This is a genomic window from Acinetobacter sp. 802_lipA, assembly GCF_058242885.1.
Map to the genome: position 1 here is coordinate 2,603,599 of NZ_JBZAYP010000001.1, position 23,741 is coordinate 2,627,339.

A 23,741-nucleotide genomic window follows, 5' to 3' on the forward strand; every position below is an offset into this window, starting at 1 on the left:
CGTTATTCCATATAAACCAAAGGCTCACCGCTATGAACGGTTTGTCCAGCCCGACAAATAATGGCTTTGACAGTACCGTCATCTGCTGCATATACAGGTAATTCCATTTTCATGGCTTCAATGATAGCAATGGTTTCCCCTTTTTTCACAATCTGACCTTGTTCCACTAATATTTTCCAAATATTACCTGTCATCGAAGCATGTAGCGCTGCATAGGCACTGTAGTCGGTCTCATCAGGTATTTCTGCAATCAGATGTTCTTGATGATCAACGCTTTCTTTCCATAAGCCCACTTCAGCACTAAAAGCGTGTTGTTGCTGTGCTTTAAACTCGGCAATGCTGTCTTTTTCATCTTCAAGCAGTTGTAAATACGCTGCATAGTCAAATTCAGTGTCTTCAATTTGAATTTGTGCTTGACCATTTTCAAAGTCGGCACGCCATTGCTCTAACTCTGACTCAGATACGGGGAAGTATTTGATTTGATCAAAGAAGCTTAGAAACCATTGTTTGTCGCCAAACTGTTTGTTCTTTTTAAACTTATTCCAGATGGGTAGGGTGCGTCCGACCAGTTGGTAGCCACCTGGAGAGTCCATACCGTAGATACACATATACATGCCGCCAATGCCTACGGTACCTTCAGCGGTAAAAGTACGTGCTGGGTTGTATTTTGAACTTAACAGGCGATGGCGTGGGTCAATCGGTACTGCACATGGGGCGGTGAGATAAACATCACCAAGGCCTAAAATGAGGTAATTGGCATTGAAAATAATTTCTTTGACTTGCTCTCGGCTGTTTAAACCATTGATGCGTTGAATAAAATCGACATTGTTTGGTAGCCAAGGTGCTTTGGCACAGACACTTTCTTGATAGCGTTCTACAGCACCTAAAGTTGCACTGTCTTCAAATGCCATTGGGAGATGAATGATCCGTGACGGGATCTTAATTTGGCTTAAATCTCCCATTTGCTGTTCAAGCTTGAGTAGAAATTCGATCAATTGATGCTGTGGAAGCGTGAGCCCATCGTATTTGATTTGCAGCGAGCGTACGCCGGGGGACAGTTCCAATATGCCTTTAATATTAGCCGCGCGAATGAGTTGCATGAGCTGATGAACGCGTAAGCGTAGCGCCAAGTCTAAAACGTTGTCACCGTACTCCAGTAAGATATAACTGTCACCCGCTTGGCGGTATACCGTGCGTGGAGACACATCAGTTGCCTCTAAGCTGGCAAGAATTGCGGATGTTGGAATATCACTGCTTGGGGGTTCAGAATTAAGGGTTGCATGAGCAAAATTTTCGATCCGTTCAATTTGTTGTTGTTCTAAGGTATTGGCTTGTTCAACGGTTAAAGGATAAAAGCTGATTTTATCATCGGCTTTAAGTTGACCCACTTTCCAAAGTTCAGCTTTGGCAATAGTTACAGGGCAAACGAAGCCACCTAGACTTGGCCCATCTTTGGCTAAAATGACAGGGAAGTCACCTGTGAAGTTAATTGCACCAATGGCATATTCACAGTCATGGACATTGGATGGGTGGAGTCCTGCTTCACCTCCATTTTCACGTGCCCAGCTTGGTGTTGGCCCTGACAGTCGGATGCCTAAACGATTGGAGTTGAAGTGGACAGTCCATTCGGAGGCAAAAAACTCTTCAATATATTCAGGTTTAAAAAAGTCAGGTGCACCATGTGGTCCATACAGAACGCCAATTTTCCATTCTCTGCCGTAGCTTGGAATCAGGGCAGAAGATAGAGCTTGTGGTTCTTGCGTGGCTAAAGGTGTATCGCTATTTGGATGGGTTGTGTTGACGAGTTTGATCATGTCACCTGCACGAAGCACACGTCCTGCATGCCCGCCAAAGTTACCTAAAGCAAAAGTCGAACGACTGCCCAAATATAGGGGGATATCGAGTCCATGACGCACTGCTAAATAGCTACGGCAACCAGACTCGACCTGTCCTAAGCTGAGTACTTGACCTGCGCAAATGTGAATCGGCTGCCAAAAGGCCACAGGCTTATCATCCAGTTGCACAGGACATGGTGCACCTGTCAGTGCAATCACACTGTCTTGGTGAAACTTGAGACTTGGGCCTTGCAGAGTGAACTCGAAGCCTGCTGCGCTAGCATCATTCCCTACAATTTGATTGGCCAATTGAAAAGCATAGTCATCCATAGGACCCGATGGTGGTACACCAATATCCCAATAGCCAACACGTCCCGGAAAGTCCTGAATCGAGCTTTGTGTGCCAGCTTGGAGTACTTCAATCACATTCGGTACGTAGTCAAAGTCGTCTAGCAAGCGTGTCCAGATTTGCATTTGTTCAAAGCGTTCATCAGAGATCACGCTATGTGCATAGTCTAAATTGGTGCTGATGCCATTTAAACGAGTTTGAGAGAGTACATTTTTTAGTTGCTCAATGGCTTGTGCACGGGTGTCCGCATGTACGATGATTTTGGCAATCATCGGGTCAAAATATTGCGAAATTTCTGTTCCTGTTGAAACCCATGTATCAACACGACAATTGTCTGGAAATACAACTTCGGTCAGTACACCCGGGCTGGGTTGGAAGTTTTTAACTGGATCTTCTGCATAAATACGCACTTCAATCGCCGCACCTTGCGGTTGGATGTTGCTAAGTGCCGTCCAATCCAGTGCATCGCCCGCAGCAACTTTAAGCATGCATTCAATCAGGTCTAAACCCGTCACCATCTCAGTGACAGGATGTTCCACTTGTAGTCGGGTATTGACCTCAAGGAAGTAAAATTCATCACGTGCAGCATCATAAATAAATTCGACCGTACCTGCGCTGCGGTAATTGACCGATTTGCCGAGTTCAACTGCTGCTTGGTGTAGTTTTTGACGTGTGGCTTCGGGGAGATGAGCCGCTGGGGTCTCTTCCACTACCTTTTGGTTACGACGTTGCAATGAACAGTCGCGTTCACCCAATGCAACCACTTGACCTTGGCCATCACCAAAAATCTGAACTTCGACATGACGCGCACGGTCAATAAAACGTTCTAAAAATACGCCCGAATCTTTAAAAAATTGTGCGCCTAAACGTTTGACGCTTTCATAAGCTTCAACTAAGGCTTGTTCATTATCACAGCGAGTGAGGCCAATCCCTCCGCCACCTGCGGTACTTTTTAGCATGATGGGATAACCAATCTCTGTAGCCGCAGAAATTGCTTCATCTAAGCTGCCAAGTAGGCCTGTACCTGGTGTCATGGGCACTTGAGCTGCGGCGGCAAGCTCACGTGCACGGTGTTTCAGGCCAAACTCTAAAATTTGTGTCGCTGTTGGCCCCATAAAGGCAATATTATTTTTCTCACAAGCCTCTGCAAATTCAGCACTTTCTGATAAGAAGCCATAACCCGGGAAAATAGCTTCAGCCCCCGTTTTTTGTGCAGCTTGAATCAATTTTTCAATGCTTAAATAAGTGTCGGATGGTTTTAAGCCGTCTAAAGCAATGGCAATGTCCGCGTCTTTGACATGTTGTGCGTAACGGTCACTGTCTGAATATACCGCTACACTGGTCATCCCCAGTTTTTTTAAAGTGCGAATTGCACGTACGGCAATTTCGCCACGGTTTGCAATCAATACAGTTTTAAACATTTTAAAATTCCTAAATTTGACTAAGCTTGTTCTACTTTTGAATTGTTACGGTGCTGGATATAGGCGCGCCAACCACCAAAGTGACTGATGTTTTCGGCATCGTTTAAGCCATAAGGTTCGCAAATGAAACCTTTAACCCATCGACCGTCTGCCAGTTCGACATTGCCCATGCCCAGTGGTGTCGGAATCTCTGCGACAAATTCTCCAAAGCGAGCGGTGGGTACATCCCACAGTTCAACAATGATCTGCTGACCGTGTTCATCGACTCGGGCTAGACCGGGTTTAGGCGGGATCGTGCCATTCAGTGCAAACAGGGCATAGTGCTCAGCGGTATGCGTGGTTTCCACAAGCACAGCATCACGTGTGAGCAATTGGAAGTTCAGCGGCATTCCAGTCAGGTGTGCGCCAACCACTGCAACACGGATATGATGTGGAGAGACTGTGTTCTGTAGCTTTGGAATAGATGCATATCGGTCTAAGGCACCCAGCTTTAAGTTCAAATGCGTCTGCCAAATTTTTCCGAATTCAATCAGAGCTTGGTCATACCATGCAGGTGCAATTAGGCTGATGCCGAAAGGTAAACCGTCAGTGCGGAAACCTGCGGGCAGGGCGAGAGCACTTAAATCGGCGAGGTTAGTAAAATTGGTATAAGTCCCAAACTCAGAGTTCAGGCTAATCGGTGACTGTTCCATTTCCGCAAGGGTATGAATGGTTGGGGAGGTGGGAACAATCAATGCATCAAATTGGGCCAAAGTGTCTTGAATTTTTCGGCTTAAGTCTTGCTTTAAGTACTCCGCGTTATAGGCATCAATTGCACTAAAATCATGACCTTTTTGAATGATTGCACGCACTGTCGGATCGAAAACCTCAGGCTGCTGCGCCAACAACTCGGCAACCGCCGCTGTACGTTCTGCCACCCATGAGCCTTGATAGAGTTGGGCTGCCAACTGTTCAAACGCTGAAAAATCAATTTCAGTAATTTCAGCACCGAGAACTTTTAACTGTTCTACAGCCAGTTGGAAGGCATATTTAGCTTGGTCATCTCCAAAGAATTCCAGTTTTTGGGGAATAGCAAAATGTGGCTTAGTCGAGAGTTTCACAGGTGCAGTCTTTGGATGCTGGCGTGAATAGCTATCTAGCGCATCGTAGTGTTCTACCATTTGGGCAATGGTGTCGGCGTCTGTTACCGTTAAAGCAAAAATCGAAATACAGTCCAAACTTTTACAGGCTGGGAGTAGACCACGATTTGAAAAACGACCTTTGGTGGGTTTTAGTCCAATAATATTGTTAAATGCAGCAGGAACACGGCCAGAGCCTGCAGTATCTGTTCCGAGTGCAAAGGGCACCAAGCCACGAGCAACAACACTGGCTGAACCAGAGCTAGAGCCACCACTGACATAGTCAGCATTAAACGTGTTACTGACTGCACCAAAGGGAGAGCGTGTCCCTACGAGACCAGTTGCGAATTGGTCTAAATTGGTTTTTCCCACAACTATTGCCCCTGCATTTTTAAGCAGGCGAATGGTTTCTGCATCTTGTGTAGCAACAGTTGTCAGGGCCTTGCATGCGGCCGTGGTGACAAAACTAGCAACGTCGATGTTATCTTTAACTGCAAACGGAATACCGTATAAAGGTAATTCTTTGCTGAGGTCTGTGGCTTGATCTGCTTTTTGCTTTAAGACTTCAATTTGTTGGGAAAGTATTTCTGTTGTAGCAATTGAAATCCATGCATGATCAGGTTGTGGTAATTGCGCTACATAGTCGATTAAATCTTCAAGATGAATATCTTGGTTAAGATAAGCGGTTTGCCATTCTTGAAGTGTCCAGCCAATGCATTTGTTCTGACTCATTTTTTTGCATTCCAACTTGTATACATGATGGAATACAAAAATGCAGAATCTATGCCAATCTAATCAATTTGATTTATCTTTGGTTATAATTGTTATAAATCATTGGTTTAATGTTGAAGCTTTAGTTTAAATGAGTGATTCTAAGTGTTTTTAGAGTTGCACCAAAACAAGCGCATAGGGGAGCTAATGGTGCTTTTTATGATCAAGCCTTGGGTGGTTTGACGTTAAACTATTTAAAAGTAGGGTTTAAATCATATTCGTTTTTTATGTGAATTAAAGCCAAAAGAATTGAGGTTAAAACATATTATAAAATAGGATAATTCAAAGAAACTATACACACTCAGTTTTTAATTTTTATGTATAACTGAATGTATTTGAGCTATGCCAAATCTGGAAAGTTGCAAGTTTCATTTAACTCTTGATCAATACAACCGTTGAAATGTGCAGAGATAATCAATAAATCACGCGTATAACTTATAATAAACTATAATTTTTCATTCAGCTTTTCTCATCTTTCCTGTGTAATTAATTCTATGCCATATATTGATATACATAAGCTGGCTGGATCTTAATTCAAATACTAAGATGTGAATAACTGGGTCTTTTTTTCGAATAATAATTGATGTACTTAACTTGCATTTATCCTGCATAAGGTGATGATCTAAACTGTCTGTCGATAGCAGATCAATTGCTACTATGTATAAGCTATTGGCAGTAGGCTATGTTATCTATAGGGGAGTGGCCTATATTATCCTGATAAGCAACAGCTTCAAGAATTGCGGGTTATGTAGAAGGTTGTAATTGTTAGCGAGTTAAATGAAGTTTGAGTAAATTGCAAACCAGTATGAAAAAAATAAAATTTTAGTGGTCTGGTATTAACTGAAAAACTTTAATATTTCTAGAGTAGATAAAGGAATGAATTGGGTTAAGCTGAATATGACTGGGATAATATCAAAACTATAAAAATAGAAACTTACAGATGGATCGGTCATTTATTGAAAAAAGGCTCTGAACTTAAAAATTCTATTAAAGTTACAAAAAATTAAAGAAATTTTTTGTAACTTTTGTACAATCAGCCACAACTTAAAATTTAATAATAACGATGCCCAATAATATTTACGCTGCAATAGAGCAACTTGGACTTAGTGCACAAAAACGTGCCATTCATATTCAGTTCAGCAATACCTCGCTTAACGAACAAGTATTCCTTCAGCGCATAGATGGAACGCATGAACTGAATACAGGTATAGAGTTACAGCTCCTTTGCTTATCTACCTCCGCTCATATTCCGTTAAAGCAATTTATTGGTAGTCAGGTGGCTGTCGATATTGTCACTGAAAAGTCAGAACTCAATCGTATTTCAGGCATCATCACCAAGGCGGATGTAGGGGCAAGCGATGGCGCTTTAACCATATACCGTTTAACCGTGGAAGACCCGACAGCCTTATGGAAGCATCGACGTAACTCTAGAGTTTTCATGGCGAAGTCTGTTGTTGATGTAGTTCAAACCATTTTTGCCGAGTGGCAGCAACGTAGTCCCTTATTTGCTTCAAGTTTGATTTTGGATAAAAGTGGTTTAAGCAAAGAATATGATGTGCGCCCATTCATTATGCAAGCGAATGAATTAGATAGTGAATTTATTCAAAGGCTGCTCTCTTCAGAGGGGATTAACTGGCTTATTGATGAGTCTCAGCTCAAAGTGTCCAGTTCAAGTGAACCCATTCAGCCACAAAAACTTAGACTGATTGATGACAACGCTCAATATCAAAGTTTAGAGCGTCAGAATATTCGCTTCCATCGTAGCAGTACTGTAGAAAGTAGTGATTCGATTACAAATTTGGTCGGGCAGCGTTCTATACAACCAACATCTGTCCATATTCAACATTGGCAAGCAAATACTTTAGAAGTAGAAGAAGGTGCGGGTTCAGTTCAAAGCAAACATAGCCATAGTGATAATCAAGACAACGCCAGTCTAGGTTTAGAGCAGGCGTGGCATTTCTCACCTGCATGGATACAAGACCTTAAAGGTGAAGATGGAACGACCAAATCAGGCAATGGTCAGATTGAAAAGTTTAATCAAAATCTTGGTCATTATTACGACTTACAAGCCAAGCAATTTATGGCTACCTCGACTGTACGAGATGCACAAGTGGGTTACTGGTTTGAGCTCAACGAGCACCCTGAAATTGATCAGCATAGTGGTTCAGACAAAGAATTCTTAATCACATCCAAAAAATTCTATAATCAGAATAATTTGCCTAAAGATTTGACCGATCAAATCACAGCTTTGCTGAAACAAACCAATTGGCAACAGGCTGAAATTACGACAAATAATAAAGACGAACGCCAAGCCAATCACCTCGTCTTACAACGACGCAATATCACAATTGTTCCAGAGTACAATCCGCTACGACAACGCCCTATTGCATCACCACAACGCGCGAAAGTGGTTGGACCAAGTGGTGAAGAAATTCACGTGGATGAATGGGGGCGTATTAAAGTCCGTTTCCTGTTCACCCGTAGTGAAGACAATACTCACGATGGCGGTGCAGGTTCAAATGACAATGACACAGATTCTGCTTGGGTTGATGTGCTCACACCTTGGGCAGGTGAGGGTTATGGTGCACGCTTCTTACCGCGTATTGGTGAAATTGTGGTTATCGACTTCTTTGATGGCAATATCGACAGACCCTTTGTCGTGGGGCGCATCCATGAAGCACAACGTCATCCAAGCAAATTTGACAATACAGGCAAACTGCCTGATACCAAAAAACTGGCAGGGATCCGATCAAAAGAGATTCAAGGCGAGGGCTTCGGGCAACTACGTTTTGATGACACGACTGATCAGATCAGTACCCAGCTACAAAGTAGTCATGGTGCGACACAACTGAACTTAGGGAATTTGAGTCATCCTAAAGAAACGGACACGAGTGAAGGGCGAGGTGAAGGTTTTGAACTGCGTACTGACCAGTGGGGAGCACTCAGAGCTAAACAGGGTTTATTACTTTCTACCTATCGACAAGATTCAGCAAATGGTCATCATCTTGATACTTCTGAAACGAAATCACAATTTGAATCTAGTCTAAATAATTCAAAAGCTTTAAGTGAGGTTGCTAAAAATCAACAAACCGATCCATTAGAAATACTGGATAATCTAAAAGAGTTTATTGAACAAATTGAACAAGAAAGTGAGGCGAAGGCAAAAGCATTTAAACAAGCTTTAATGATATTGACCTCCCCCCATTCGATTGCTCTGACTACAAATGAAGATGTTCACCTTTCAGCAGATGGTCAAATTGGTCACAGTGCAGGGGACAGTATTAATTTTAGTACCCAAAAGAATTTACTTGCACATGCACAAAGTAAAATCAGTTTGTTTGCCGCACAGGACGGTGCGAAATTCTATGCAGGTCAAGGCAAAGTTGAAATACAGGCTCAAGCAGATGGGGCTGATTTGATAGCACGTAAAGGTGTACAGATCATTTCAACTGAAGATGCCATTTACATTACCAGCCCTAAAGAAATTAAATTAATCGCTGATGGTTCTGAACTTAAGATTAATAGTTCCGGAGTCTTTGCAACAACTAGTGGAAAGTTTGAGGTTAAGGCGGGACAGCATTTGTTTATGGGTGGGGGAGAGGTTTCAGCTCAATTACCTTATTTACCTGTTATTGGGAAAAATACGGGTTCCATTGAACTTAATTATGTTTATGAAGACTTATCACCTGTTAAACAAGCCACGTATGAGTTGTTATTTGATGATGGTACAAGTCAGAAAGGACAATTAGATGCAAACGGTTATGCGAAAATAGAAAATATTGAACTTGGAAAAAAAGCAAAAGTTTTATATGGGGAAGATATAAGAGTTGAGCCTGATCATTTCATAAAACTTTTAGAAAATCCTATTATTAATCAGAAAATAAGAACAGATGAAGATGCTAATTCTGCCAGAGATTCGTTTAAATCAGTCTATCAATCATATCTAACCGATAACTTTTTTGATGATGAAATTGAAGAAATACAAAATGGTGGAGACATTGTTCATGATTATTATGATGACTATATGTTAGACAATGAAATTAATCCTGAAACAAAATCATACACTGATACTCATTTAAAAAACTTAACTGACGATGAAGCGGAAACAGAACGTAATTTTCAAGAAGGTGATATTTAATGGCTAATTTACCTTCTGTTCCTGCAAATGCAACTAAACCTGTTAATCCCCATGTCTCCCAACAACAACTTAAAAAAGCTGATGATGATGTTGGCAAATGGTTTATGGGCTTACTTGATGGCAGCGGGACAGGTCCAAGTCAGATTATTGTGACTGCTGTTTTAGGTTGTGTCCCTGTAGTAGGTCAATTATTTGACCTAAGAGATTTGATTAGAGGCATTATTTTAGTTTCAGCAAATCCTGCAAATGTTATGGGCTGGGTGGATTTAGTCATTACGCTGATAGGATGTATCCCAGGTTTTGGTGATGCATTTAAAGCTGGGTTTAAGTTGGCTAAAAATGGGGCAAATGCAGAACGTGTTTTTGATGCAATGCGTAAATATGCCAAGATCGATCCCAAAAAAGCACTCAAAGAAATAAATTGGAATAAGTTAAAAAATGAGTGTATTTCTTTACTCAATAAAATGATTGATGAGATTGTTGATGTACTCGATTCTTGGTTAGCTAAACAGGTTATAGGTCGCCCAAAGGTCAATGAAGTAATCAAAATGTTTACTCAGGTAAAAAAAGATGCGCCTAAGTATATGAACGCTGCATTTGCTGAAATTCAAAAAACTGTCAATCAAATGCTAAATATGCATCCACCTTTACCATCAACTGCTGTTGGTAAAGCTAGCCAACAAGTTCCTGCAAGACCTGTCGTGCCTAGAGGTGGTGGAAAAGGGGCAACACCTCCTCCTGCTCAAAGGCCTTCAAATCCTCAACGAGGTGGTGCGCAACAACAAGTTAAAAATAATGCGCCTACTGCTCAAAGTTCAGCAGCTGCAAAAGCAAAAAAAAGCCATGAAATACGTCAAGCAAAGAAAAAGCGTTGGTCTACTGGCGTGCCAGCCGAACATATCGTTGATTATTATTCGAAAGAAAAGCGTAAATCTTTACGTAAGGTCAATGATAATGGACGTTTGATTGAGGAGTATGAGCGTTTAAAGCGTAATGCGGCTGGTGATCGGATACGTAAGCAAGATATTAACCAAACCGGTATAGATCATTTATGGTTTGGTAACCATAAAGGGCGTAAATATTTAGTAGGCGAAACGAAGGGAAGTATTTTTGGTCACTTTTCTTTTTTGGCTGGTATGGCACAATCCGATGCTAAGGCTATTGAAGGAAATCGTTCTGAGATTGGAAATATTTTTAACGAAAAAACTGAATATAATGAAAATTCAGGCTTAGGAAAGAGATCAACCAGTGCTGAGACTTCAATTAAAAATGAAAGTGCTTTGGAAGGGAGTAAAGGTAAAGCGGGTCTAGGCGGAACTAAGACGAAAGGTCGTCAAATGAGTCATAAATGGATTGGAGCCTCATTAAAAGAGGATAACTCAGTTTCTGCTACACATAAGAATACTATATCTGCAAATATTATAATTGCTCTACGTAATTTGTCATATCCAACAATATATAACCGTGAAATTTATATGGTAACAGGAAAACAATATGAGCAACATGATCGATCAAAAGGTAAATCACATAATATTCAGATGCCTCTAATTTTTTTACCCGATAATATTTTAGTTGAATAGAGAGTCATATATGGAGTTGTTAAGCAAAAGTGATTGGGAGTCGAGAGGTGGTCCCACATGTTTGAACAACTAAAAGCTTATTTATAAGTGATACTCTGCTCTAGTTAAGCTACCTTATTTTGTTGTGGTAGCTGGTCATAGTAAAACTCATCTGGAGTCATTTTGTCCAGACTCGAATGAGGTCGTTTCAAATTATAAAATTCAAAATATGCGTTTAATTGCTTCTTCGCATCCAAAACATTGCTGTAGGCTTTGAGATACACCTCTTCATATTTAACGCTCCGCCATAATCGTTCAACCATCACATTATCAACCCATCGACCTTTACCATCCATACTGATTTGAATGCCATTTGATTTCAATACATCAATAAATGCATCACTGGTAAACTGACTGCCTTGGTCTGTATTAAATATTTCAGGTCGACCATATTTTTCAATAGCTTCATTTAATGTTTCTATGCAAAATGTAACCTCCATACTAATCGATACTCTATGCGCAAGTACCTTGCGGCTATGCCAATCAATCACAGCACATAAATAAACAAAGCCTTTTGCCATAGGGATATACGTTATATCCGTAGACCACACTTGATTACTGCGCTGAATAGCCAATCCTTTGAGCAGATATGGATATTTGCGGTGAGCTTGATTAGCCTGGCTTAAATTTGGTTTGCAATATAACGCATTAATGCCCATTTTCTTCATTAAAGTACGTGTATGACGTCGTCCTATATGATGTCCTTGACGATTCAACAAATCACGCATCATACGGCTACCTGCAAAAGGGTATTGCATATGTAACTCATCCATACAGCGCATCAGCTTCAGATCTGATGCACTCACAGGTTTTGGGCGATAGTAATAACAACCACGGGAGACTTTCAGCAGCTGAGCTTGCTTAGATACTGAAATCTGAAGTGAGTCATCGATTAACTTTTGTGGTTGAAGCGGCCCAGTTTCTTCAACACACCTTCTAAAAAATCAATTTCTAATGCCTGCTCACCGATTTTTGCATGTAGTTTTTTTAGATCGATGGGTGGTTCTGTTGGAGCTTTTGATTGATCGAAAGCTTGCGAGGAAGCTGAAATCAGTTGATTTTTCCAGTCGATAATTTGGTTTTGATGAACATCAAATTCAGCACTCAATTCAGCAAGTGTTTTTTCTGCTTTAATCGCAGCAAGTGCTACCTTAGCTTTAAAATCATTTGAATGATTTCTTCTTGGTCTACGTGCCATAAAATACTCCATATATTGATGTTTATAACATCATTTGGGGAGCAAAATATCACTTATAAGTGTTGTTCAAATTTCCTGATCCACCTCTTCGTTAGGTAGCAGAAAGTCTGGTGAAATTATTGAAGTTACCCTAACAGCCGCCGCAAATGTGCGATTAATGCAATCTTCTGATTTTAATAATTACAAAAATGGTCGTCGTCATAGTTATAGGGGAGGACTTGTAACAAGAAGTCCTTATCGGATAGCTATTCCAAGTTCTGGACGATGGTATTTAACTGTTGATATGCAGGGTTTAAGAGGAAGTACAAAATCTTCAATACGAATTTTACCTTCTGCACTACCTGAGGCAAGACAAATGCCATTAAGTGAAGTACCTAGTCTTTATAGAGAACAACCCGAAGTAGTAAATGATCATGAAACGTTTGATGTATTTATTTCCCATGCCTCAGAAGATAAAGATGATTTTGTAAGAGAGTTTGCTACATCTCTTACAAATAAAGGTTTAAAGGTTTGGTATGACGAGTTCGCTTTAAAGATAGGAGATAGCCTTCGTCAAAAAATTGATAGAGGTCTTGCTAAAAGTAGAGTTGGATTAGTTGTTTTATCTCCTTCTTTTATAGCTAAAGGTTGGACTAATTATGAACTGGATGGAATTGTAACTCGCAATGTTTCAGGAGAGCAGATTTTACTTCCAATTTGGCATAATTTGACAAAGCAGCAAGTAATTGATTTTAGCCCTTCTTTAGCTGATAAGGTTGCACGTTCAACTGCAACACACACGGTTGATGAAATTTCTAATGAAATTGTTGACTTAATTAATTCACATAAATAGAAAATGTATATGAACAAACATAAAGTATTTATTAGTTATCACCATCATTTAGATCAAGATTATAAAGATTATCTTGAGGAGTTAAATGAGGAGCATCAAATTTTTATTAATCAATCTGTGAAACTAGGTGAAATTGATGATTCTCTATCGACAGAAACTATAAGAGAGAAAATTCGAGATGAATATTTACAAGACTCTTCTGTACTGATCCTTTTGGTTGGTCTCGAGACTAAGAATAGAAAGCATATTGATTGGGAAATTTATTCAAGTATGAGAGATAGTAAAAAGAATAAAAAATCAGGGATACTTGTTATTAATTTACCTACAATTAATTGTAAATATTACACGGCTGCTCATGGGGAGGGTGAAAAAAGCCTTTATCCATCGACTACTTGGGTGTCTATCAATGACAGAGAAGAGTATGAGCAACGATATCCATATATGTCAGACAGAATAATAGATAATTTATTAACTCATAAATCATTTATTTCAGTCATTAATTGGGATGATATTGTAAATAATCCTGAAAAATTAAGATATCTAATAGATTTAACTTTTCAGGATAAGGATAAGGCTGAATATGATTTATCTAGACCAATGAAAGGTAAAAATAGTTCTAATAACTCTACCAATTCCATTTTTCAGAATTTATTTCAAATGGAACCTTAACATGGTTCTCAAAAAAGGTATTAATTGATCTAAAGGAATCTAATAGTTCAGCATAAGCATAGTAAGTCTTTTGTATTTCGTAGATCGTCGTGTTGTAGAAAAATTTTCCACTTCCTTCGCCGGAATATTCGATGGTATTATCCGTAGAAATTTTTTGATACCAACGACGATAGTTATTCTGATTCTTAGTCAAAAACTTGTTTAGCTCTTGGAGTATATGATTTGTTAGGTCATATAGATCCTTATCCCTTTTTGGATCAAGAATTTTCATTTCGTGACGGAAAAAATTATAAGTTTCGAAATATGATTCGAATACATCTGAAAAATTATCATATTTTGGCTCAATTCTAAAAAGTGTTCTTTTGGAATCTAAAAAGTTAGAAACACTATTGGTATATAAGGTTCTAGATGTATCAAATAATATATTTAATCCACCTAAACTTAGTTTGTCTATTCTCAAAGAATACTTTTTACCAAGATATGCTGTAAAGGCTATGTAGCTTACTAAGCAAATTACAGTTGTAACAATAGAGGTGGATCAGGAAATTTGAACAACACTTATAAGTGATATTTTGCTCCCCAAATGATGTTATAAACATCAATATATGGAGTATTTTATGGCACGTAGACCAAGAAGAAATCATTCAAATGATTTTAAAGCTAAGGTAGCACTTGCTGCGATTAAAGCAGAAAAAACACTTGCTGAATTGAGTGCTGAATTTGATGTTCATCAAAACCAAATTATCGACTGGAAAAATCAACTGATTTCAGCTTCCTCGCAAGCTTTCGATCAATCAAAAGCTCCAACAGAACCACCCATCGATCTAAAAAAACTACATGCAAAAATCGGTGAGCAGGCATTAGAAATTGATTTTTTAGAAGGTGTGTTGAAGAAACTGGGCCGCTTCAACCACAAAAGTTAATCGATGACTCACTTCAGATTTCAGTATCTAAGCAAGCTCAGCTGCTGAAAGTCTCCCGTGGTTGTTATTACTATCGCCCAAAACCTGTGAGTGCATCAGATCTGAAGCTGATGCGCTGTATTGATGAATTACATATGCAATACCCTTTTGCAGGTAGCCGTATGATGCGTGATTTGTTGAATCGTCAAGGACATCATATAGGACGACGTCATACACGTACTTTAATGAAGAAAATGGGCATTAATGCGTTATATTGCAAACCAAATTTAAGCCAGGCTAATCAAGCTCACCGCAAATATCCATATCTGCTCAAAGGATTGGCTATTCAGCGCAGTAATCAAGTGTGGTCTACGGATATAACGTATATCCCTATGGCAAAAGGCTTTGTTTATTTATGTGCTGTGATTGATTGGCATAGCCGCAAGGTACTTGCGCATAGAGTATCGATTAGTATGGAGGTTACATTTTGCATAGAAACATTAAATGAAGCTATTGAAAAATATGGTCGACCTGAAATATTTAATACAGACCAAGGCAGTCAGTTTACCAGTGATGCATTTATTGATGTATTGAAATCAAATGGCATTCAAATCAGTATGGATGGTAAAGGTCGATGGGTTGATAATGTGATGGTTGAACGATTATGGCGGAGCGTTAAATATGAAGAGGTGTATCTCAAAGCCTACAGCAATGTTTTGGATGCGAAGAAGCAATTAAACGCATATTTTGAATTTTATAATTTGAAACGACCTCATTCGAGTCTGGACAAAATGACTCCAGATGAGTTTTACTATGACCAGCTACCACAACAAAATAAGGTAGCTTAACTAGAGCAGAGTATCACTTATAAATAAGCTTTTAGTTGTTCAAACATGTGGGACCACCTCTTATTTAAAAAAAGGAAAGAAGATGAAAATTAAGTTTTTAACAGTTTCATTGATGCTTATTCTGCCATTTTCTGTTTTTGCAGCAAATACTGTAGTAGAAAAAGCGGTCATTGAATCAAATAATACATATAAGGCGAAGTATAACTTAGAGGATATGACTGAGTTTAATCAGGCTCAAAAGGGCTTTATTGCCAAGCCAACAGGTCAAATTAAAAGTGAGAAAGGCAATGTTATCTGGGATTTTGATGCATTTAGTTTTTTACAAGATCAAGCACCAAATACCGTTAATCCCACTCTATGGCGACAAGCAAAATTAAACAACAATGTTGGGCTATTTAAAGTAACAGATCGAGTTTGGCAAATTCGTGGTTTTGATTTGGCAAATATGACCATCATTCAGGGTGATACTGGCTGGATTATTGTGGATACATTAACCTCTAAAGAAACGGCTGAAGCAGCACTTAAATTTGCTAGACAGCATTTAGGTGAGCAAAAAATTTCAGCCATTATCTTTACCCATAGCCATATCGATCATTTTGGTGGTGCATTAGGCGTTCTTTCTAGCGAAGAAATTAACGCTAGAAAAACTCCAATTATTGCGCCAAAAGGCTTTATGGAAGAAGCGACCAGTGAAAATGTGATGGCAGGTTCAGCCATGATACGTCGTGCGACTTATATGTATGGAACTTTTCTACCTAAAAATGCGGAAGGATTGGTGGATACAGGTTTAGGTAAGGCTGTTGCTGTGGGAAAAATGGGCATCCTTGAGCCTACACAACTGATCACTCAACCAGAACAGAAAATGACGGTTGATGGCTTGGATTTTGTGTTTTATAACGTGCCGGGTTCAGAAGCACCAGCAGAATTAACGTTCTCTATCCCATCATTGAAACTTTATAACGGCGCAGAAATTCTATCTCATACCATGCATAATCTTTATACCCTTCGGGGTGCTAAAGTCCGTGATGCCTTAAAATGGGTGGGCTATCTAGACCAAGCAATGCAGCATGCCAAAGCATCCGATGTATTGATTGCACAGCATCATTGGCCTGTCTGGGGCAATGACAATATTCAAGATTTTATTAAAACCCAGCGAGATGTTTATAAGTTCACGCATGATCAGACGGTGAGATATATGAACTCTGGTTTTAATGGCGCTGAAATTGCCGAAAAAATTAAGCTTCCAGCGGCACTTGATCAAAAACTATATGCTCATGGCTATTATGGAACCCTAAAACATAATGTAAAAGCAGTATACCAATATTATATGGGATGGTTCGATGCCCATCCTTCCAATTTAGATCCATTACCCCCTAAAGCTGTTGCAAAAAAATATATTGAGTTAGCAGGTGGGGAGAACAATGCATTGAAAAATGCGCGGGATGCCTACGCTCAAGCTGACTATAGATGGGCTGCCGAGATTTTAAAACATATTGTGTTGAATAACCCTCAAAACCAACAAGCAAAAGACTTATTGGCGAATACTTATCGTCAATTGGGCTATGCTGCTGAGGCTTCAACTTGGCGTAATTTCTTTTTGGTGGGCGCTCAAGAGCTACAAAATAATGTACCCCTACAAAATACTTCTGATCCGAGTGATTTATTGATTCATACACCAACTGAAAGATTTCTTGAAGCTATGGCGACAAATTTAGATGTGGAAAATTTAAAAAATGAAAACCAGTGTATCAATCTGGTTTTGTCGGATACCAAAGAGCATTTTTCATTATGGGTTGAAAACTCAGTCATGCAGTTTAAGCGTTATGATGAAAGTAAAGATTTGGCATTGGATTGCCCTACATTAACCTTAACCAAGCCCTTATATCTAAAAATGATTACAGGTCAAATAGAAGGGGTAAAAGTCCTGCTTTCTAAAGACAGTAAAGTCAAAGGTAATCCACTGAAAATTGGAAAATTCTTTGCAATGTTTAAACGTCCAGATTCAATTTTCCCGATTGTGACTCGACCAAATGGCTAAGCTCAAATAAGTAAAGTCGAAACTTAAATTAATAGATCCAAAGAAATGGGTGAAATTATCAACTTGGTTCTCCCAATCTTATAACAGGAATACAAGAAATTATTTCTTGTATTCCTCTTTAAAATTAAAAGTAAGCTATATGTATTTTAACTCTATTGATACTTTATTAAATGGTTTTTGAATTTTTATACTTTATTTTCGATGGAGATATTTTTATTATTAGCTTGTTTAAAAAAGATTTGTTTATTTTTCTATTAATTGCTTCTAAATAATAACTTCAATATTTTTGTGGTTAAAAGGCAAGGGGGTATTATGATGTGTTTTTTATTGAAAATAAGCTTTTATATTAGGTTAACTTGATTGCACTATTTGATGATTATATTGAGTAAATATATAGGTCATGATGATCATATCAATATCCGATAGTTTAAGAGCTCAATATTTGTTTTGCCAAGCTTATATTTTAGAGGTGGATCAGGAAATTTGAACAACACTTATAAGTGATATTTTGCTCCCCAAATGATGTTATAAACATCAATATATGGAGTATTTTATGGCACGTAGACCAAGAAGAAATCATTCAAATGATTTTAAAGCTAAGGTAGCACTTGCTGCGATTAAAGCAGAAAAAACACTTGCTGAATTGAGTGCTGAATTTGATGTTCATCAAAACCAAATTATCGACTGGAAAAATCAACTGATTTCAGCTTCCTCGCAAGCTTTCGATCAATCAAAAGCTCCAACAGAACCACCCATCGATCTAAAAAAACTACATGCAAAAATCGGTGAGCAGGCATTAGAAATTGATTTTTTAGAAGGTGTGTTGAAGAAACTGGGCCGCTTCAACCACAAAAGTTAATCGATGACTCACTTCAGATTTCAGTATCTAAGCAAGCTCAGCTGCTGAAAGTCTCCCGTGGTTGTTATTACTATCGCCCAAAACCTGTGAGTGCATCAGATCTGAAGCTGATGCGCTGTATGGATGAGTTACATATGCAATACCCTTTTGCAGGTAGCCGTATGATGCGTGATTTGTTGAATCGTCAAGGACATCATATAGGACGACGTCATACACGTACTTTAATGAAGAAAATGGGCATTAATGCGTTATATTGCAAACCAAATTTAAGCCAGGCTAATCAAGCTCACCGCAAATATCCATATCTGCTCAAAGGATTGGCTATTCAGCGCAGTAATCAAGTGTGGTCTACGGATATAACGTATATCCCTATGGCAAAAGGCTTTGTTTATTTATGTGCTGTGATTGATTGGCATAGCCGCAAGGTACTTGCGCATAGAGTATCGATTAGTATGGAGGTTACATTTTGCATAGAAACATTAAATGAAGCTATTGAAAAATATGGTCGACCTGAAATATTTAATACAGACCAAGGCAGTCAGTTTACCAGTGATGCATTTATTGATGTATTGAAATCAAATGGCATTCAAATCAGTATGGATGGTAAAGGTCGATGGGTTGATAATGTGATGGTTGAACGATTATGGCGGAGCGTTAAATATGAAGAGGTGTATCTCAAAGCCTACAGCAATGTTTTGGATGCGAAGAAGCAATTAAACGCATATTTTGAATTTTATAATTTGAAACGACCTCATTCGAGTCTGGACAAAATGACTCCAGATGAGTTTTACTATGACCAGCTACCACAACAAAATAAGGTAGCTTAACTAGAGCAGAGTATCACTTATAAATAAGCTTTTAGTTGTTCAAACATGTGGGACCACCTCTCATTTAAAACTGCAAAAGTTGATCTACTTATGCCAACAACTAAAACATATGGATTTGGCGGCTGACTTTAAACAACATGCCGCTGGTCCATATGATCCAGTTATGGCACGTTATTTAGATAAAAAGTTTAAAGATCATGAGTGGTTTAGTTACGATCCTCAGCGAGACTTAAAGTACAAACCTCTCAGTAGATGTAATGATCATAGATCTGCATTTAATAAGTATTTTGCTAAAGATGTGACTGCGATTTATGACTTAATAGGACTTTTTAGAACAAGTAAGTCTGATCATATAGAAATTGTAGCAACTCTCTTTGCTTGCTGGTTACGTTTGCTTGAGCAAAAGCACTTAGTTACAGAAGAGCAGCTTCTGAAAGATTTTTATGCATGGTCAAAAGAGAAAAAAGAATTTAGCCAAAATGAAGTATTGAATGGGTTGAAGTGGATGAAGCAAAATTTAGTTGTACCATTGTAAAATGTTTAAAATTTAATAAGAGATATAAAGTTAAATGTTTAACAGTCAAATTTGAAACATCTTTTTTTGTAATTTAACTATATAGTTATTAAAAATGGCTACTTAATAGAGGTAATTAATGGCTACCAATGGACATGAATATTGCGTTCAAAATGCTTTTAATCGGTCACATGCTGGCAGATATATATATGTTGTAGCCATGGGTATTTCTTGGGTAGTAATCTATATTTTTTTAAAATTTAATGGTGAACTCTCCCCATTAGAAAACATTGTAATTTCAAGTTTAAGTACGGGTATATTATTTTTAGCTTGTTACTTTTTATTTGATAAATGGGTGTGGAAATGGAACTTGTTATTTCATTTTTTAAAATACCCTGATATTTCTGGTGAATGGGAGTGTATTGGTAAAACATCCTATCAAGAACTTGATAATGAGTTAGTGAAATCAAACAACTCAGAATGGCAAGGTAAAGTAACTATAATTCAAACTTGGGATAAGCTAAGAATTAGAATGGAAACTAAATACTCTACTGATGTGGTTCTAGGATTTTAGACCACGTCTATAAGTGATAATCTACTCCCCAATAAGCATGGGAAATGCTTGTTTTTGGAGTCAACCATGACACGAAGAAAACGTCGTAATCATTCAGCAGAGTTTAAAGTTAAAGTTGCTCTCGCAGCAATTAAAGGCGACCACACACTCGCTGAACTTTCTACTCAATTCGATTTACATCAAAACCAAATCATCGATTGGAAAAATCAACTGCTTGAGCAATCAATCAATATTTTTTCACGACCAACAGCACAACAAGAACCTGAGATTGACCTCAAAGCTTTACATGCCAAGATAGGACATCAGGCATTGCAAATTGATTTTTTAGAAGGTGCGCTCAGAAAAATAGGGCAGCTGAGCGGCAAAAAATGATCGATAAGACCCATCAACTTTCGGTACGACAACAATCGCAATTGATTCAAATCAATCGCAGTACGTTGTATTACAAGCCCAAAGAGATTTCATCAACTGATTTGAGTTTGATGCGTCTAATCGATGAAATTCATCTCGACTACCCATTTATGGGCAGTCGAATGATACGAGATATGCTACAGCGTCAAGGGCATCAAATAGGTCGGCGTAAAGTCCGACGTTTAATGCGCTTGATGGGAATACATGCTTTGTATCCAAAACCCAATACCAGTAAGCCTAATCTTGCACACCGTATTTTCCCATATCTGTTGAAAAACATGGTCATCGATCACTCTAATCAAGTCTGGTGTACAGATATCACGTACATTCCTATGGCTAAAGGCTTTGTCTATCTGTGTGCAATTATAGATTGGCATAGTCGTAAAGTACTGGCTCATCGAGTATCGATCAGTATGGAAACAGACTTTTGCATAGATGCGTTGCAAGAAGCAATTGTGAAATATGGTTGTCCAGAGGTATTTAATACAGACCAAGGCAGTCAATTCACAAGCGAGGCATTTTTGAATGAGTTAAAATTGCGAAATATCCGTATCAGTATGGATGGGAAAGGACGATGGATGGATAATGTGATGATTGAGCGGTTATGGCGCAGCTTGAAGCATGAGGAAGTCTATTTGAAGGCTTACGATACGGTTAAACAAGCGAAACAATCAATTGCTGAATATTTGGATTTTTATAACACGATACGTCCTCATTCAAGTTTGAATAAGGCAACACCGGATGAATTTTATGATCAACATTTACTAAAAGTAATGGCAGCATAATTTAAATATTTAGAGCGGATTTATCACTTATAAAACTGAATTGAGTGGTCTAATTAACGGAACCACATTACTACTTCTGAGAGTATTTCAGCAGCCATTATTTATGATGAAATTGATTCATATAAGGTTTTATATAGTTATAAAAATGAGCCTAAAGACTTAGATCATAAAGAACTACGAACCCATTTAGGTTTTGTAGAACTTCAACTCAACAAGAACTCAAAAAGTGCTTCCGCCAAATACTATAATGTAAGTGGTAGAAGAACTTTTGGCTCAATGGAATGGAAGAAATTAAATTGATAATGGAAAAAATTTTAGTGATTCTTTAGATGAAAAGCCCAAATCCTGACATAAATCACTTACTAAATTATCTAATGCAATACTCAGTGTGGTGAGAGAAGTTAATTTGTCAGCGGAATCAAAAATTTTTCTAGTCCCATCAGGAGTGTCTAAAGATTTTGCATAATTTGGATTGTGATATAAATAATCCAAAAACCTTTGGGTTTCTAAAACAATCCCAAGAGAATGATTTTTGCTATTTTTTAAATTATCCCTATTAGCATGGTACATAACAGACGCTAGGTCATAGCTGCTTAGTGTAATCTTTGAGCCTTCGTCAATTAAATCAGCTTTGATAGTTTTACATAGCCGAATGGATTTTCTTAATGAACCTTCTGTTAAATACTGGCAAATTAATTTAATCCAATAAATATGGGAAAATGGTAAATTTAGAAATGTTGTAGGGATCTTTTTATCTAAAACGTTTATTCCTCTTAAATATTCAGACCCTTTGTTCTTATATTCATTCGTTTCGACCCAATGAGATGGGACTACATCTACATCTCTTGGTAATGACCCTCCTGTAAGGCTTATGCATTTTCCACCAGTATTATCAATTTTAACAGCGGGATATGCTTGCTTTAGCTCATGAAAACTAGAATTTCTTAATTGTTGTAGAATTTTTATATCTTCATTTCTTAATAAAGTTGTACAGTCTTCTGAGCGATAGTGATTTTTATGTATAACTAATAGATCAACATCACTGACTCCCTTAATATGGATATCTAAAGGTACAGAACCTTGCAATTTATATTCTGTAGCTAATCCATGGTTTGTCAGTCGAGTTTTAAGTTGGTTTTCAATTCTTTTTGCAGTTTCAATGTAAGCGTCCGCTGAACACACCTTATGAATTCGTCCTATAAGCCTTAATTTAGTCCTGACTTAAAAACAAGTGGGAACTTAAATTTATGACTACAAATAACCAGACATCCATCGCATCTCTTACGATAAAACGAAGAACATATAGTGCTGAATTTAAACAGCAGATCGTTCAGGCGTGTAAAGCATCGGAGGTTTCAATTGCTTCGGTCGCTTTGCAACATGGATTGAATACAAATCTTGTATCCAAATGGATTCGCTTAATTGATGCTAAGCCAGGGAATGATCGCTCACTACTACCGAATAAACCTGCATTTATTACCTTATCTTGCTCCGCACCATTAGATCCTATCCCTACTGGCATGTTAACGGTTCAAATTACTTTACCCCACTCAAAAGCAGAAATTGGCTTGAAATGGCAAGTATCAGAAATATCTGCTTTAGCAGAATTACTCAAGGCACTTACAACATGATCCGTATCGATGAAATCTGGTTGTCTACTCAGCCCATGGACATGCGTGCAGGTATGGATACGGCCATGGCTCAGGTGGTGAGAGCCTTTGGCTACATCAAACCGCATTGTGCTTACCTGTTCTGTAATAAACGTGGCCATCGCATGAAAGTGCTGGTACATGATGGACTGGGCATCTGGCTGTGTGCCCGGCGGTTGGAACAGGGAAAATTCCACTGGGCTAAAGTTCACCAGGGTGAAAACGTAGCTCTCAGTCCAGAACAGTTACAGGCACTAATTCAGGGTTTGCCTTGGCAGCGCATTGGACGACAGCAAGTGGTAACAATGCTCTAAACTAGGCTGCTACATTCTGCTATTCTCCAAACGTTCTATTTCCTCTGCGTCATGACCTCAGGCATACTGC

Annotated in this window: 16 protein-coding genes and 1 pseudogene; 13 read left to right on the forward strand and 4 right to left on the reverse strand. The window is 38.5% G+C overall.

The genetic code is table 11. The features are described 5' to 3' along the window. Nucleotides 1–2 precede the first annotated feature (2 nt). Both uca and atzF read right to left on the reverse strand, forming a co-directional pair. Nucleotides 3–3,605 (reverse strand): urea carboxylase, encoded by a 3,603-nt coding sequence (uca, locus tag AC4CU3_RS12915; RefSeq protein ID WP_279043344.1) that lies wholly within the window; start codon nucleotides 3,603–3,605, stop codon nucleotides 3–5. Between the two features lie 20 nt (nucleotides 3,606–3,625). Next, nucleotides 3,626–5,455, reverse strand: coding sequence for an allophanate hydrolase (gene atzF / locus AC4CU3_RS12920; protein WP_126037659.1), 1,830 nt, complete (start codon nucleotides 5,453–5,455; stop codon nucleotides 3,626–3,628). A gap of 1,102 nt (nucleotides 5,456–6,557) precedes the next feature. Here atzF and AC4CU3_RS12925 point away from each other — a divergent pair. Beyond that, nucleotides 6,558–9,632 carry a type VI secretion system Vgr family protein gene (locus tag AC4CU3_RS12925; protein WP_279043340.1) on the forward strand — a complete coding sequence of 1,025 codons (3,075 nt, stop codon included), beginning with the start codon at nucleotides 6,558–6,560 and terminating at the stop codon, nucleotides 9,630–9,632. Continuing rightward, nucleotides 9,632–11,212 carry a hypothetical protein gene (locus tag AC4CU3_RS12930; protein ID WP_087012609.1) on the forward strand — a complete coding sequence of 527 codons (1,581 nt, stop codon included), beginning with the start codon at nucleotides 9,632–9,634 and terminating at the stop codon, nucleotides 11,210–11,212. Before AC4CU3_RS12925 ends, AC4CU3_RS12930 begins: the two co-directional genes overlap by 1 nt. 104 nt (nucleotides 11,213–11,316) lie before the next feature. Here AC4CU3_RS12930 and AC4CU3_RS12935 read toward each other — a convergent pair. After that, a protein-coding gene (locus AC4CU3_RS12935) for an IS3 family transposase (protein ID WP_223235881.1) occupies nucleotides 11,317–12,449 on the reverse strand; the annotation gives its coding sequence in 2 pieces (ribosomal slippage) (nucleotides 11,317–12,197 and nucleotides 12,197–12,449; 1,134 coding nt in all). A gap of 115 nt (nucleotides 12,450–12,564) precedes the next feature. Between AC4CU3_RS12935 and AC4CU3_RS12940 the strand changes: the two genes are divergently transcribed. From AC4CU3_RS12940 to AC4CU3_RS12980, 9 genes and pseudogenes are all read left to right on the forward strand, one after another. After that, nucleotides 12,565–13,281, forward strand: a complete 717-nt coding sequence (locus AC4CU3_RS12940; protein ID WP_490738469.1) for a DUF1883 domain-containing protein — start codon at nucleotides 12,565–12,567, stop codon at nucleotides 13,279–13,281. 9 nt (nucleotides 13,282–13,290) lie between these two features. Next, a complete protein-coding gene (locus AC4CU3_RS12945; RefSeq protein WP_038346543.1) occupies nucleotides 13,291–13,950 on the forward strand; it encodes a TIR domain-containing protein in 660 nt (219 codons plus the stop codon). Nucleotides 13,951–14,567: 617 nt separating this feature from the next. Further along, a protein-coding gene (locus AC4CU3_RS12950; protein WP_228255337.1) for an IS3 family transposase occupies nucleotides 14,568–15,700 on the forward strand; the annotation gives its coding sequence in 2 pieces (ribosomal slippage) (nucleotides 14,568–14,820 and nucleotides 14,820–15,700; 1,134 coding nt in all). An 82-nt stretch (nucleotides 15,701–15,782) separates the two neighbouring features. Further along, a complete protein-coding gene (locus tag AC4CU3_RS12955; protein WP_000693745.1) occupies nucleotides 15,783–17,738 on the forward strand; it encodes an alkyl/aryl-sulfatase in 1,956 nt (651 codons plus the stop codon). A 553-nt stretch (nucleotides 17,739–18,291) separates the two neighbouring features. Continuing rightward, a protein-coding gene (locus AC4CU3_RS12960) for an IS3 family transposase (RefSeq protein ID WP_223235881.1) occupies nucleotides 18,292–19,424 on the forward strand; the annotation gives its coding sequence in 2 pieces (ribosomal slippage) (nucleotides 18,292–18,544 and nucleotides 18,544–19,424; 1,134 coding nt in all). Nucleotides 19,425–19,476: 52 nt separating this feature from the next. Next, nucleotides 19,477–19,959: pseudogene (locus AC4CU3_RS12965) on the forward strand (restriction endonuclease subunit S); the annotation flags it as partial. A gap of 118 nt (nucleotides 19,960–20,077) precedes the next feature. Further along, complete coding sequence (locus AC4CU3_RS12970) at nucleotides 20,078–20,512, forward strand: Cap15 family CBASS effector (protein ID WP_490738276.1); 435 nt, start codon at nucleotides 20,078–20,080, stop codon at nucleotides 20,510–20,512. 66 nt (nucleotides 20,513–20,578) lie between these two features. Further along, nucleotides 20,579–21,708 (forward strand): IS3-like element ISAcsp5 family transposase gene (locus AC4CU3_RS12975; protein WP_100228722.1). Its coding sequence is split into 2 segments (ribosomal slippage): nucleotides 20,579–20,831 and nucleotides 20,831–21,708, totalling 1,131 coding nucleotides; the frame shifts between segments, so codons are not numbered across the junction. Nucleotides 21,709–21,774: 66 nt separating this feature from the next. Beyond that, the gene (locus AC4CU3_RS12980) at nucleotides 21,775–22,008 is read left to right on the forward strand and encodes a Cap15 family cyclic dinucleotide receptor domain-containing protein (protein WP_279043463.1); all 234 of its coding nucleotides are present in this window, start codon (nucleotides 21,775–21,777) and stop codon (nucleotides 22,006–22,008) included. Here the strand turns inward: AC4CU3_RS12980 and AC4CU3_RS12985 are convergent. Then, a complete protein-coding gene (locus tag AC4CU3_RS12985) occupies nucleotides 22,000–22,890 on the reverse strand; it encodes a nucleotidyltransferase-like protein (RefSeq protein ID WP_490738277.1) in 891 nt (296 codons plus the stop codon). The genes AC4CU3_RS12980 and AC4CU3_RS12985 overlap by 9 nt on opposite strands. 65 nt (nucleotides 22,891–22,955) lie before the next feature. On the opposite strand from AC4CU3_RS12985, the gene tnpA reads away from it, so the two are divergent. Further along, nucleotides 22,956–23,339 (forward strand): IS66-like element accessory protein TnpA, encoded by a 384-nt coding sequence (gene tnpA, locus AC4CU3_RS12990; protein ID WP_004684363.1) that lies wholly within the window; start codon nucleotides 22,956–22,958, stop codon nucleotides 23,337–23,339. Further along, nucleotides 23,336–23,671 (forward strand): IS66 family insertion sequence element accessory protein TnpB, encoded by a 336-nt coding sequence (gene tnpB, locus AC4CU3_RS12995; protein WP_043974827.1) that lies wholly within the window; start codon nucleotides 23,336–23,338, stop codon nucleotides 23,669–23,671. The genes tnpA and tnpB overlap by 4 nt, the downstream gene beginning before the upstream one ends. Nucleotides 23,672–23,741: the final 70 nt, after the last annotated feature.